Source organism: Streptomyces sp. NPDC030165, from assembly GCF_055573595.1.
On record NZ_JBVIBD010000005.1, the window covers coordinates 467,669 to 481,320 of the forward strand.

Annotated in this window: 9 protein-coding genes; 8 read left to right on the top strand and 1 reads right to left on the bottom strand. The window is 71.6% G+C overall.

Going from position 1 to position 13,652, the window contains the following annotated elements; all coding sequences use genetic code 11:
• Positions 1-70 precede the first annotated feature (70 nt).
• On the bottom strand, positions 71-1,063 hold the full coding sequence (locus ACZ4Z1_RS13035; protein WP_468486634.1) for an aldo/keto reductase: 993 nt from the start codon (positions 1,061-1,063) through the stop codon (positions 71-73).
• 87 nt (positions 1,064-1,150) lie between these two features.
• On the opposite strand from ACZ4Z1_RS13035, the gene ACZ4Z1_RS13040 reads away from it, so the two are divergent.
• The 8 genes from ACZ4Z1_RS13040 to ACZ4Z1_RS13075 all read left to right on the top strand — a co-directional run bounded on the left by ACZ4Z1_RS13040 (position 1,151) and on the right by ACZ4Z1_RS13075 (position 13,231).
• A complete protein-coding gene (locus tag ACZ4Z1_RS13040) occupies positions 1,151-2,113 on the top strand; it encodes a 2-hydroxyacid dehydrogenase (protein ID WP_468486635.1) in 963 nt (320 codons plus the stop codon).
• A gap of 333 nt (positions 2,114-2,446) precedes the next feature.
• Positions 2,447-5,470, top strand: a complete 3,024-nt coding sequence (locus tag ACZ4Z1_RS13045; protein ID WP_468486636.1) for a putative bifunctional diguanylate cyclase/phosphodiesterase — start codon at positions 2,447-2,449, stop codon at positions 5,468-5,470.
• 208 nt (positions 5,471-5,678) lie between these two features.
• Positions 5,679-7,544 (top strand): acetolactate synthase large subunit, encoded by a 1,866-nt coding sequence (locus ACZ4Z1_RS13050; protein WP_468486637.1) that lies wholly within the window; start codon positions 5,679-5,681, stop codon positions 7,542-7,544.
• Positions 7,545-7,590: 46 nt separating this feature from the next.
• A complete protein-coding gene (gene ilvN / locus ACZ4Z1_RS13055) occupies positions 7,591-8,115 on the top strand; it encodes an acetolactate synthase small subunit (RefSeq protein WP_003986033.1) in 525 nt (174 codons plus the stop codon).
• Positions 8,116-8,219: 104 nt separating this feature from the next.
• Positions 8,220-9,218, top strand: coding sequence for a ketol-acid reductoisomerase (gene ilvC / locus ACZ4Z1_RS13060; protein ID WP_468486638.1), 999 nt, complete (start codon positions 8,220-8,222; stop codon positions 9,216-9,218).
• 324 nt (positions 9,219-9,542) lie between these two features.
• Entirely contained in the window at positions 9,543-11,135 is a 1,593-nt protein-coding gene (serA, locus tag ACZ4Z1_RS13065) for a phosphoglycerate dehydrogenase (RefSeq protein ID WP_468486639.1), read from the top strand.
• Positions 11,136-11,387: 252 nt separating this feature from the next.
• Entirely contained in the window at positions 11,388-12,335 is a 948-nt protein-coding gene (locus tag ACZ4Z1_RS13070) for a PRC and DUF2382 domain-containing protein (protein WP_468486640.1), read from the top strand.
• A 224-nt stretch (positions 12,336-12,559) separates the two neighbouring features.
• A complete protein-coding gene (locus ACZ4Z1_RS13075) occupies positions 12,560-13,231 on the top strand; it encodes a TetR/AcrR family transcriptional regulator (RefSeq protein ID WP_468486641.1) in 672 nt (223 codons plus the stop codon).
• The last annotated feature ends 421 nt before the right edge of the window (positions 13,232-13,652 follow it).

Below are 13,652 nucleotides of genomic sequence, written 5' to 3' on the forward strand. Positions count from 1 at the left end.
CCCGGGCCCGTCGCCCGGCCACCGCGGCTCCGGCCCCGCCGCTCCAGGTTCTCCGGCCGCACGCGGACGCTCAGTCCCACGACCCCCGCGCCGGCGGCAGCGCGGCGATCTCCGCCAGGTCCCGGCGGTCCAGTGCCAGCCCGGCCGCCGCCGCGTTCTCGGCGGCCCAGCGTTCCTTCTTCGTCCCCGGTACGGGTACGACGTGCGGCCCCTGCGCCAGGACCCAGGCCAGCGCGACCTGCCCCGGCGTGGCCCCGTGCCGCGCGCCCACCCGGCGCAGCCCGGCCACCACCGGCTGGTTGGCGGCCATCATCTCGGCCGTGAAGCGCGGGTGCCGGGCCCGTATGTCCTCCGGTTCGAAGCCCTGGCCGGGGGTGAGCGTGCCGGTGAGGAAGCCGTTCCCCAGCGGCATGGCGGCGAGGAATCCCACGCCGCGCGTGACGCACCACGGCAGCAGCGCCTCCAGGGCCTCCTTCGACCACACCGACAGCTCGGCCTGCACGCTGCTGACCGGGAACACCTGCTGGATGCGTTCCAGCTGCCGCAGCGTCCCGTCGTACAGCCGTGTGCCCCGGCGGCGTCCGGCGCGCGCGCCCACCGCGCACAGCCCCAGCGACCGCACCTTCCCGGCGGCCACCAGCTCCGCCATCGCGCCCCAGGTCTCCTCGATCGGCACCTCGGGGTCGGTCCGGTGCAGCTGGTACAGGTCGATGCAGTCGGTCTGCAAGCGGCGCAGTGAGGCGTCGCAGGCCCGCTTGACGTAACCGGGCCGCCCGTTGGCGACGATGTGCTGCTCGCCCACCAGCAGCCCGACCTTGGTCGACACGAAGGCTTCCGCGCGGCGCTCCTTCAGAGCCCGGCCGACCAGCAGTTCGTTGGTGAACGGCCCGTACATGTCGGCGGTGTCGAGCAGGGTGCAACCCCGGTCGAGCGCGGTGTGCACGGTGCGCAGCGAGCTCTCGCCGTTGCGCTGCGACTCGGTGTACCCCCAGCTCATCGGCATACAGCCGAGTCCGATTGCACCCACTTCGAGCGCCGTGGCCCCGATTGTCCTGCGCTCCACGTGGTCGTGCCTCCATCCCCTCGCCCCCGATCAAGGGCCAGACCAAACTAACGTCTGAGCACGAAGGGCATCGCATAGCCTCTGGCCATGGCATCTGCAGACCCGCGCACCGCCGCGAACGACGTATGGCTCCCGATCCCTCCCGACGAGGTCGGCGGACTGCCGGACGGCTTCGACTACGTCCATTGGGACGCCGGGCCCGAGTTCCCCGCCGACCCCGCACGCTGCGCCTTCTACGTGGTCCCCTACATGAAGGATCCGCAGGCGTGCATACGCCCGCTGACGGAGATGACGGGGCTGCGCGCAGTGCAGACCCTGACCGCCGGGGTCGAGCACATGCTGCCCGCGCTGTCCCGGCTGCCTCCCGGGACCCAGCTGTGCAACGCCCGCGGCCTGCACGACGCCAGCACGGCCGAGCTGGCGCTCACCCTGACACTCGCCTCGCTGCGCGGCATCCCGGACTTCGTCCGGGGCCAGGACGCGGAGCGGTGGCTCAACGGGTTCCAGCCGGCCCTCGCCGACAAGACGGTGCTCATCGTGGGGTACGGCTCGATCGGCAGTGCGATCGAGGACCGGCTCACACCCTTCGAGTGCGCGCGGGTGGCGCGCATTGCGCGCACCGCACGTGAGACCGTGCGCGGGCCCGTGCTTCCGCTCGCCGAACTGCCCGCCGTGCTGCCCGAGGCGGACGTCGTGATCATCACCACGCCGCTCACCGACGCCACCCGTGGCCTGGCCGGAAGCGACTTCCTGGCCCGCATGAAGGACGGAGCGCTGCTGGTGAACGTCGCGCGCGGCGCCGTCGTCAACACGGAGGCACTTCTGGCGGAACTCGAATCGGGGCGGTTGCGGGCGGCCCTTGACGTCACCGATCCCGAACCGCTGCCCGCGGGGCACCCGCTGTGGCACGCTCCCGGCGTGCTCATCACTCCGCACGTCGGTGGCCCCAGCTCTGCCTTCCTGCCCCGCGCGAAGCGCCTCGTCAGGGATCAGCTGGCACGTTTCGCCTCGGGTGATCCCTTGCGCAACGTCGTGGCTACGGCCGGGTGAAACCTTCCCGGACCCCTTGCGGGTAGCTCTACGGGGCCGTACGACTGCACTGGGTATCCGCATCCCATCGACAGTCACGCTGCGTAGAGAAGCTATGTCCCTGAGTGACGGATCTGGTGTATCGTCCGAGCGGGGACCGTGCCGGGCAGTGATACGGCGCAGCGCGAGAGACCGGAACCTAGGGGGGCGACGGGCGATGTACGGCCGATGGACGATTCGCGAAACAGGCAATCCGCGATCTCCCGGGGGGACACCTCCGGGTTCCCGGGTGCGCCGGGCGCGGTGCGCGCACCGACCACCACGATGCCGTGCGGCGGACGGGAGGAGAGAGCGGTGAGCGCCACGGGCGCGGTCCTCACCCGGCCGCCGGTGCAGGCCGGCGGAGCTCCGGGCGTGGTTCCGCAGGTCGTGCTCGCGGTCGTCTGCGGCGGGTACGCCGTGGGTGCCGCCCTGGGCTGGGGCTCCGCCGAACTGGCGCTCTTCATGGGCGACTTCGGGCTCAGCGCGGCCGCCTTCGCCGCGGCCGTCTCCTGCTTCCTGTACGCCCGCAGGCACCACGGCCGGTTTCGACCCGCATGGCTGCTGTTCGCCGCCTCCTCCACGATGGCCGGTATCGGCAACGGCGTCTGGGGCTGGTACGAGGTCGTGCTCCGCGAGCCGGTGCCGAGCCCGTCGCTCGCCGACTTCTGCTTCCTGCTCTTCGCCCCACCGGCCATCGTCGGCCTGCTCGTGCTCGCCAAGAGGCCCGTGAGCAAGGCCGGCTGGGTGTGCCTGGGGCTGGACGCCTGGCTGATCGGCGGCTCGCTGCTGACGCTGTCCTGGAGCCTGGCGCTCGCGCACACCGCGCACTTCCAGGGCCAGAGTGTGCCGCAGGGCGCGCTCGCGCTGGCGTACCCGCTGCTGGACATCGTGCTGGTGAGCATGGTGCTCGCACTGCACTTCAAGCGCTCCTCGGCGCACCGCTCGGCGATCAACACCGCCATCGCGGCGCTGGCCCTGACGGTGCTGTGCGACGCGCTGTTCAGCTCGCCGCTGCTGCGCGAGCACTACCGCTCCGGGCAGATCCTGGACGCCGGCTGGTTCGCCGGTTCGATGCTGCTCACCTACGCGCCCTGGGTCGCCCGGCGGCTGCCCGGCGGCGACAGCGCGGCGGCCGCTCCCGAGCGCGCCGCCCCCCGTACCCCGCCGGCCACGGCGACGACCGCGGCCGCCGCGGCGGCCACGCGTCCCATCGCCGGTTCGCTGGCCGCGCTCACCCCGTACCTGGCCGCCGCCGTCTGCACGCTGGGCATCCTGTACAACGTCCTGGACGGCCGCCGCATCGACCGTGTGGTGCTCTTCACCGGCTGCACGGTCGTCCTCGCCCTGGTCGTACGCCAGGGGATCATGCTGCTGGACAACATCACCCTCACGCAGGAACTGGCCCAGAAGGAGAACCACTTCCGGTCACTGGTGCAGGGCTCCAGCGACGTCATCATGATCGCCGCGCCGACCGGGATACTGCGCTACGTCAGCCCCGCCGCCGCGGGGGTCTACGGGCGGGACGCGGAGGAACTGGTCGGCTCCGAGCTGGCCTCCCTCATCCATCCCGAGGACCTGGGGCGCGTGGTGCACGAGGTGCGCAGATTCCTCGCGGCCCGGCCCGAGGACGAGCCGACCACGCGCATCGAGTGCCGCTTCCGCGCGGGCGAGCACCGTGCGGGCGGCGAGAAGTGGCTCAACGTCGAGTCCACGGTCAACCGCCACCACGGCGGACTCATCTTCAACTCCCGTGACGTCACCGAACGCGTCCGCCTCCAGGCCCAGCTCCAGCACAACGCCTCGCACGACGCGCTCACCGACCTGCCCAACCGGGCCCTGTTCACCGAACGGGTCAGCCAGGCGCTGACCGGCCGCCGTGCCACCGACCCGGGCACCGCCGTGCTCTACATCGACCTCGACGGCTTCAAGCAGGTGAACGACACCATCGGCCACCAGGCAGGTGACGAACTGCTGATCCAGGCCGCCCGCAGACTGGCCGAATCCGTACGGGCCGGGGACACCGCCGCGCGGCTGGGCGGCGACGAGTTCGCCGCGCTGATCATGGGTGACGGCTCCCGCGACCACACGGCCCGCGAGCACCGCATCCTGGAGGTCGCCGACCGGCTGCGCATCCGCCTCTCCGACCCGTACAAGATCGACGGCCGGGACGTGCGGGTCGCCGCCAGCATCGGCGTCGCCTTCGCCGAGCCGGGCATCACCCCCGGCCCCCTGATGCGCAACGCCGACCTGGCGATGTACCGCGCGAAGCAGGCCGGCAAGGGCTGCGTCAAGCTGTACGCACCGCAGATGCAGGCCGACGTGGTGCGCCGCGCCGAACTGGCCACCAAGCTGCGCACCGCCCTGCACGACGGCGAGTTCGCGCTGCTGCACCAGCCCGTGGTGGAGCTGGCCGGCGGCCGGATCACGGCGGTCGCCGCACTGGCCCGCTGGCGCTCCGCCCAGGGCATACTCTTCACCCCCGCGGAGTTCCTGCGGGTCGGCGACCGCGGCCGGCTCAAGGAGGACGGCGACCGTACCGCCGAGCTGGGCCGCTGGCAGCTGGAGGAGGCGGTGCAGCAGGCCGCCGGCCGGCACCGGGCGGGCCACCCGGTCCCGGTGGCCGTCCGGATCTCCGCGCACCGGCTGCTCGACCGGGCGCTGCCGCCCAAGAGCATCGAGGCCCTGCTGTCCCGGCACGGCCTGCCGTCCGGGTCGCTGGTCCTGGAGCTGTCGGACACCGATCCACGGATACCTCTGGAGGAGCTGGAGCGGCGCCTGGTCGCCCTGCGCCGTCTGGGGGTACGCATCGCCCTGGACGGCTTCGGCAGCGGCGCGGCCGCCATCGGTGCGCTGCGGCGGCTGCCCGTCGACGTCCTGCGGCTCGACCGCGACCTGGTGGACGGGGTGGTGGACTCCGCTCGGCTGCACAAGATCACATCGGGGCTGCTGCGGATCGCCTCCGACCTCGGTATGCAGTCCGTCGCCGACGGCGTGGACCTGCCCGAGCAGATCGTCGCGCTGCGCTCCATGGGCTGCACGCACGGCCAGGGCATGGCCTTCTCCGGGCCGCTGGACGAGCACCGGCTGCGCCGCGCGCTGACGCAGGGCAGCTATCCGGTGCCGGGTCCGGGCAGCGAGGGCCGGGCGGTGGTGCTCAGCGGTACGGGCCTGCCGGTACGTCACGTCAAGGCGGGCCGTGAACCGGTGTCACCCGGACGGGTGCTGGGCGAACTTCCCAGGCGATTCGGGCCGGGTGACGGCCGGGACGGCGCGGAGGCGGCGATGGCGCGGCCTCCGCTGCGCCCAAATAGTGAGACCTCCGTCCCACCCACTTGACACTCGGCTGGCCCCGGGGGGAGGGTCAGTTCCATGCGCACCCGAATTCTCGTACTTGGAAAGCGCGTCGGCTGAAGCTGGGTCACTCAAGAAACCCGGCGCTCCGCACCGGCGCGCTCCCCTCGCTTGCCTCCCGGCACGAGGGGTTTTTTGTTGCATAACCACTCCCATACCCCACCAAAACCCTCAGCTTCGAGAAGAGACGCAGATGACCGAGCAGGCCACCGGGGCCCACCATCCGCAGCCGCGGGCCCGTAACTCCGGCGGAGAGCCCACGACCGCCGTGGAGCACGTCACGGGCGCGCAGTCCCTCATCCGTTCGCTCGAAGAGGTCGGGGCCGACACCGTGTTCGGCATTCCGGGGGGCGCCATCCTCCCCGCGTACGACCCGATGATGGACTCCTCGAAGGTCCGCCACGTCCTGGTCCGCCACGAGCAGGGCGCGGGCCACGCCGCCACCGGCTACGCGCAGGCCACCGGCAAGGTCGGCGTCTGCATGGCCACCTCGGGACCCGGTGCCACCAACCTCGTCACCCCGATCGCCGACGCCCACATGGACTCCGTCCCGATGGTCGCGATCACCGGCCAGGTCGCCTCCAAGGCGATCGGCACCGACGCCTTCCAGGAGGCGGACATCTGCGGCATCACGATGCCGATCACCAAGCACAACTTCCTGGTCACCGAAGCGGCCGAGATCCCCCGCACGATCGCCGAGGCGTTCCACATCGCCTCCACCGGCCGCCCCGGGCCGGTCCTGGTGGACATCGCCAAGGACGCTCTCCAGGCACAGACCACCTTCTCCTGGCCGCCGCACACCGATCTGCCCGGCTACCGGCCGGTGACCAAGCCGCACGCCAAGCAGATCCGCGAGGCCGCCCGGCTGATCACCGAGGCCCGGCGCCCGGTCCTGTACGTCGGCGGCGGTGTGATGAAGTCCGGCGCCACCGCCGAGCTGAAGGTGCTGGCCGAGCTGACCGGCGCGCCCGTCACCACCACCCTGATGGCCCTGGGCTCCTTCCCCGACACCCACCCGCAGCACGTGGGGATGCCGGGGATGCACGGCGCGGTCGCCGCCGTCACCGCTCTGCAGAAGTCCGACCTGATCGTGGCGCTGGGCGCCCGCTTCGACGACCGTGTCACCGGCAAGCTGGACTCCTTCGCCCCGTTCGCCAAGATCGTGCACGCCGACATCGACCCGGCCGAGATCGGCAAGAACCGCGCCACCGACGTGCCGATCGTCGGTGACGCCCGCGAGGTCATCGCCGACCTGGTCGTGGCCCTCCAGGCGGAGCACGCGGCCGGCCGTACCGGCGACTGCACCGCCTGGTGGAAGGACCTCAACCGCTGGCGCGAGACCTACCCGCTGGGCTACGACCACCCCGAGGACGGCAGCCTGGCCCCGCAGCAGGTCATCCAGCGCCTGGGCGAGCTGGCCCCCGAGGGCACGATCTACGCGGCGGGCGTCGGCCAGCACCAGATGTGGGCCGCGCACTTCATCGACTACGACACGCCGTCCACCTGGCTGAACTCGGGCGGCGCCGGGACGATGGGGTACGCCGTCCCGGCCGCCATGGGCGCCAAGGCCGGGCAGCCGGACCGTACGGTCTGGGCGATCGACGGCGACGGCTGCTTCCAGATGACCAACCAGGAACTGGTCACCTGCGCGCTGAACAACATCCCGATCAAGGTCGCCGTCATCAACAACGGCGCGCTGGGCATGGTCCGCCAGTGGCAGGCGCTCTTCTACAACCAGCGCTACTCGAACACGGTCCTGCACAGCGGTCCGGAGGAGTGCCTCGCCACGGCGGAGGTGGCCGGCGCCGGCACCCGTGTCCCGGACTTCGTGAAGCTGGCCGAGGCGATGGGCTGCGTCGCGATGCGCTGCGAGGACCCGGCCGAGCTGGACGCGGTGATCGCCAAGGCGAACGCGATCAACGACCGTCCGGTGGTGGTGGACTTCATCGTCCACGAGGACGCCCAGGTCTGGCCGATGGTCGCGGCCGGCACCTCCAACGACGAGGTCATGGCGGCCCGCGGGGTCCGCCCCGACTTCGGCGACGACACGGACGACTGAGACCCGGGACGCGCGAGAGACGCGGATAGAAGAGAGAAGACCGACCATGTCCAAGCACACGCTCTCCGTCCTGGTGGAGAACACCCCCGGCATCCTGGCCCGGATCGCCGCGCTGTTCTCCCGCCGCGGATTCAACATCGACTCGCTCGCCGTGGGCGTCACCGAGCACCCCGACATCTCCCGCATCACCATCGTCGTGAGCGTCGAGTCGCTCCCGCTGGAGCAGGTCACCAAGCAGCTCAACAAGCTCGTCAACGTCCTGAAGATCGTCGAGCTGGAGCCCGGTTCCGCGGTCCAGCGCGAACTGGTGCTGGCCAAGGTGCGCGCCGACAACGAGACCCGCTCGCAGATCGTGGAGATCGTCCAGCTCTTCCGCGCCAAGACCGTCGACGTCTCCCCGGACGCGGTGACCATCGAGGCGACCGGCAGCAGCGACAAGCTCGAAGCGATGCTCAAGATGCTGGAGCCGTTCGGCATCAAGGAGTTGGTGCAGTCCGGCACCATCGCCATAGGGCGCGGCGCCCGCTCCATCACGGACCGCTCGCTGCGGGCGCTGGACCGCTCCGCCTGAGCCGGTCCGGCCCGCCCGGACCGTATCGCGAGACCCCCGAACCCTTCCTTCCCCGCCCGACGTAATGTGTCGGGCAACCAGCTAGATCCAAGGAGATACCCGAAGTGGCCGAGCTGTTCTACGACGACAACGCCGACCTGTCCATCATCCAGGGCCGCAAGGTCGCGGTTCTCGGCTACGGCAGCCAGGGCCACGCCCACGCCCTCTCCCTGCGTGACTCCGGCGTCGACGTCCGCGTGGGTCTGCACGAGGGCTCGAAGTCGAAGTCCAAGGCCGAGGAGCAGGGCCTGCGCGTGGTCAGCCCGGCCGAGGCGGCCGAAGAGGCCGACGTCATCATGATCCTGGTGCCGGACCCGATCCAGGCGAAGGTCTACGAGGAGTCCGTCAAGGACCACCTCAAGGACGGCGACGCGCTGTTCTTCGGCCACGGCCTGAACATCCGCTACGGCTTCATCAAGCCGCCGGAGGGTGTCGACGTGTGCATGGTCGCCCCCAAGGGCCCGGGCCACCTGGTGCGCCGCCAGTACGAGGAGGGCCGCGGCGTGCCGTGCATCGCGGCCGTCGAGCAGGACGCCTCCGGCAACGCCTTCGCGCTGGCCCTGTCGTACGCCAAGGCCATCGGCGGCACCCGCGCCGGCGTCATCAAGACCACCTTCACCGAGGAGACCGAGACCGACCTCTTCGGCGAGCAGGCGGTGCTCTGCGGCGGCGCCTCGGCGCTGGTCAAGGCCGGCTTCGAGACACTGGTCGAGGCCGGCTACCAGCCGGAGATCGCATACTTCGAGTGCCTGCACGAGCTGAAGCTGATCGTGGACCTCATGTACGAGGGCGGCCTGGAGAAGATGCGCTGGTCGGTCTCCGAGACCGCCGAGTGGGGCGACTACGTCACCGGCCCGCGCATCGTCAACGACGCCACCAAGGCCGAGATGAAGAAGGTCCTCGCCGAGATCCAGGACGGCACCTTCGCCAACAACTGGATGGCGGAGTACAACGCCGGCCTGCCGAAGTACAACGAGTACAAGAAGGCCGACGAGGACCACCTGCTGGAGACCACGGGCAAGAAGCTCCGCAAGCTGATGAGCTGGGTCGACGACGAGCAGTGAGCCGTACGGCACGGGGCCGTGGCAGCCGCCGCGGCCCCGTTCGCCATGACCGGGCACGTCAGCGGGCGGTCAGCGGACCGTCAGCGCCGTGCGCGAGGTTGTCCATCCCGGCACACCACTACCGGGTGATCCTTCCGAAACGGCGGATGAACGGACGGGGGCCGCCACTACACTGCACACCACAAGCGCGTCAGGCTCACAGCGTCGTGCGTCTTCCACGCGGCTGCCCCCTTCACCGCCTTCGGCCGTCGGGACGGCCGTCCTCCCCCGTAGCCATCAGGGGCACGGGAGGGGCCCCCAGGACTAGTGAGGACTGAAGACCACGTGAGCTCGAAACCTGTCGTACTGATCGCCGAGGAACTGTCGCCCGCCACCGTCGACGCACTCGGTCCGGACTTCGAGATCCGGCACTGCAACGGCGCCGACCGCGCCGAGCTGCTGCCCGCCATCGCCGACGTCGACGCGATCCTCGTGCGCAGCGCGACCAAGGTCGACGCCGAGGCCATCGCCGCCGCCCGCAAGCTCAAGGTCGTCGCCCGGGCCGGCGTCGGCCTGGACAACGTCGACGTCTCCGCCGCCACCAAGGCCGGCGTGATGGTCGTCAACGCGCCGACCTCCAACATCGTCACCGCCGCCGAGCTGGCCTGCGGCCTGCTGCTCGCCACGGCCCGCAACATCCCGCAGGCGAACACCGCTCTGAAGAACGGCGAGTGGAAGCGGAGCAAGTACACCGGCGTCGAGCTGTCCGAGAAGGTCCTCGGCGTGGTCGGGCTCGGCCGGATCGGCGTGCTGGTCGCGCAGCGCATGTCGGCCTTCGGCATGAAGATCGTCGCGTACGACCCGTACGTGCAGCCGGCCCGCGCCGCGCAGATGGGCGTCAAGCTGGTCTCCCTGGACGAGCTGCTGGAGGTCGCGGACTTCATCACCGTCCACCTCCCCAAGACCCCCGAGACCCTCGGCCTGATCGGCGACGAGGCGCTGCACAAGGTCAAGCCGACGGTGCGCGTCGTCAACGCCGCGCGCGGCGGCATCGTGGACGAGACCGCGCTGGCCAGCGCCCTCAAGGAGGGCCGGGTGGCCGGTGCGGGCCTGGACGTGTACGCCACCGAGCCCTGTACGGATTCCCCGCTGTTCGAGTTCGACCAGGTCGTCGCCACCCCGCACCTCGGCGCCTCGACGGGGGAGGCGCAGGAGAAGGCGGGCATCGCGGTCGCCAAGTCGGTGCGCCTGGCGCTGGCGGGCGAGCTGGTGCCGGACGCGGTCAACGTCCAGGGCGGTGTGATCGCCGAGGACGTCAAGCCGGGCCTGCCGCTGGCCGAGCGGCTGGGCCGGATCTTCACCGCGCTGGCGGGCGAGGTCGCGGTCCGCCTCGACGTCGAGGTGTACGGCGAGATCACCCAGCACGACGTCAAGGTGCTGGAACTGTCCGCGCTCAAGGGCGTGTTCGAGGACGTGGTCGCCGAGACCGTCTCGTACGTCAACGCCCCCCTGTTCGCGCAGGAGCGCGGTGTCGAGGTGCGGCTGACCACCAGCAGCGAGTCGGCCGAGCACCGTAACGTGGTCACGGTGCGCGGCACCCTCGCCGGGGGCGACGAGATCTCCATCTCCGGCACGCTGGCCGGCAACAAGAACCAGCAGAAGATCGTCGCGGTCGGTGAGCACTCCATCGACCTCGCGCTCGCCGACCACATGGCCTTCCTGCGCTACGGCGACCGCCCCGGCGTCGTCGGCACGCTCGGCAGGATCCTCGGCGAGGCGGGTATCAACATCGCGGGCATGCAGGTCTCGCGGGCCGACGCGGGCGGCGAGGCGCTGGTCGCGCTGACCGTGGACGACACGATTCCGGCACCGGTGCTCGCCGAGATCGCCGAGGAGATCGGCGCCACCTCGGCGCGCGCGGTCAACCTCGCGGACTGACCCACGGCCAAACGCGTTCCACCACCGGGCCCGGACCTTGCCACGGCGAGGTCCGGGCCCGGTGCCGTGCGGTCTGGATGAGCGGTCAACCAATCACCCGTTCGGCGTAATGCGGGCCGAAGCGGGGCGGCCCGCAAACTCGCCGTGCGGCCGGTGTTCCGGGGGTTTTCCGACTCGCTGCGTGCCGCGCGGCGGCGCGCAATGGGAACTGCGCGTGCCCCCTGCCGGTACGTGCGGAAGGAGAGCGACGCCATGAACGCACCCCTGGGTGAGAACCCTCAGAACATGACCGGTATGAACGTGGTCGACGCGGAGGGCACCAAGGTGGGCTCGGTCCAGCAGGTCTACCGGGACGACGCCACCGACGCGCCCGAGTGGATCACCGTGCGCACCGGCCTGTTCGGCATGAAGGAGACCTTCGTACCGCTCGCCGGATGCCGGCGCGTGGGCGACGAAATGCAGGTCCCGTACACCAAGGAACAGATCAAGGACGCGCCGCGGATAGACGCGGACGGCCATCTGGAGCCGGCCGAGGAGGAGCGGCTGTACCGGCACTACGGGATGGCGCGGCCGGGTACCTCACCGTCCGGCACGGTGCCGGGCCGCACCACGGCCACCGGCGCCGGCATGGGCACCGCCGGGGCGGCGGGCGCGGCCGGTACGCGCCGGCCCGAGGAGCGCCGCCGGACCGAGTCCGCGCCGCTGGCCGGCGCGGGCGCCGGGGCGATGGCCATGTCCCGCGGCCGGGACACGGACGCCGCGCGGGCCAAGGAGCAGAACCCGGAGATGCTCATCTCCGAGGAGCACGTGGAGCTGGGCACCGAGTCGCACGAGAGCGGCCACGCCCGGCTGCGCAAGCACGTGACGACGGAGGAGGTGCACCGCACCGTACCCGTCAGCCACGACGAGGCGCGCATCCGGCGCGAGAAGATCAGCGAGGAGGACCGCCGCAAGGGGCGCGACCGGCAGCCGGAACTCGGTGACGGCGAACTCGACGTCACGCTCTACGAGGAGCAGGTCGTCGTCCGCAAGGAGAACGTGCCGGTCGAGCGGATCCGGCTGGAGACCGAGCGGGTCACCGAGCAGCAGGAGGTCAACACCGAGGTCCACCGGGAAGAGGTGGAGTTCGACGACGGCAAGCGCACCGGCCGGCGCGACCGGCGGGGCCGGGGCGGACCGGATTCCGAGCGGGGCCGGTAGACCGCCGGAGATCTGGGCGCCGCCGCTTCCGGCAGTCCGCTGTTCCCCGGGCCCGGCCCGCCGCAGCCACCGCGCGGCGGGCCGGGCTCCGTGCTGCCGGCGGCGGCCGTACGCCGGTGGACAGTCGCTCCCTGACGGATGACCGTACGTCGCTGTACGGTCGTATGAGACGCCCGTACAGGGCCCCGTCAGGTGCCGCCGTCCGCCGGGCATAGGCTGATCGCATGGGACACCGTGAAGACCTGCTGGAAGGGGCCAAGCGCTGCCTCCTGGAAAAGGGGTACGCGCGCACCACCGCCCGCGACATCGTGGCCGCCTCCGGCACCAACCTGGCGTCCATCGGCTACCACTACGGCTCCAAGGACGTCCTGATGCGCCAGGCGCTGGTGGAGTCCGTCGGGGAGTGGGGCGCCGGACTGACCGGTACGGAGGAGGTCGGCGGGGTACCGGCCGGCGACCCCGTGGAGCGCTTCGCGGCCGTGTGGGACCGGATCCTGCGGAGCTTCCTGGAGCGGCGCGACTTCGCGGCCTCCCAGGTGGAGGTGCTGGGCCTGCTGCCCCGTGACCCCGAACTGCGCGCGGCGCTGGCCACGGTCCTGCCGGAGGGCGGCGAGGGGATGGTCGCGGTCTTCGAGGGCGTGCCGGACTCCGAGGTGGACGCGGAGTCGGCGCGCGTCGTCGGCTCCTTCTACCAGGCGCTGCTCACCGGGCTGATGGTGCAGTCCCTGGTCACCCCGGAGGCGCTGCCCTCGGGTGATGATCTCGTGACGGCGATGCGGCGGGTGCTGTCCGGCTCGGTGCTCGGGCCGCGCGAGGGGCGTGAACGTCCGGGTGGCGGGCCGGGGCGTGCAGGTGACCGGCCGGAACGCATGAGTGACGGACCTGCCGCCTCCTGACCGTACGCGGGCCGCCCGCCGGCCCGGTCCGTGTCGGTTCGCGTCGGCCAACCGGCCGAAGGCGTTCGGTATTTGACCGACCGGCTCTTGTCCGGCCGCGCCGCCGCGCTCTACGCTCCCCGTACGGGACCAGGCAGCAGCTGCCGCCGGGCCCGGATCTCCCAGACCCAGAGGTCGCCGAGCAGTCCGTACCCGAGACCGGCCGGAGATCCGCGCCACGCAGCGAACACGCGCCTCCGGCCCCGCCCTTCCCGGCCCGTTCAGCCAGGGGGCCTCCCGCGTGCCCCCGGCCACCAGGAAGGGCGGCAGTGCCAGGTGAGGGGGAAGAGGAGCCCCGTCGCCCGGCAGCCGGTCGCCGCCGGTTTTCCGGTTCTTCTCCCGGCGGCGGCCGCACCCTCCGCGGCCGCCCGTTGCCCCGTCG

What these genes read in the sequence shown, in the direction of transcription:
- ACZ4Z1_RS13040 (WP_468486635.1), top strand. Translation starts at nt 1,151, where the DNA reads ATGGCATCTGCAGACCCGCGCACCGCCGCGAACGACGTATGGCTCCCG.
- ACZ4Z1_RS13050 (WP_468486637.1), top strand. Translation starts at nt 5,679, where the DNA reads ATGACCGAGCAGGCCACCGGGGCCCACCATCCGCAGCCGCGGGCCCGT.
- ilvN (WP_003986033.1), top strand. Translation starts at nt 7,591, where the DNA reads ATGTCCAAGCACACGCTCTCCGTCCTGGTGGAGAACACCCCCGGCATC.
- ACZ4Z1_RS13070 (WP_468486640.1), top strand. Translation starts at nt 11,388, where the DNA reads ATGAACGCACCCCTGGGTGAGAACCCTCAGAACATGACCGGTATGAAC.
- ACZ4Z1_RS13075 (WP_468486641.1), top strand. Translation starts at nt 12,560, where the DNA reads ATGGGACACCGTGAAGACCTGCTGGAAGGGGCCAAGCGCTGCCTCCTG.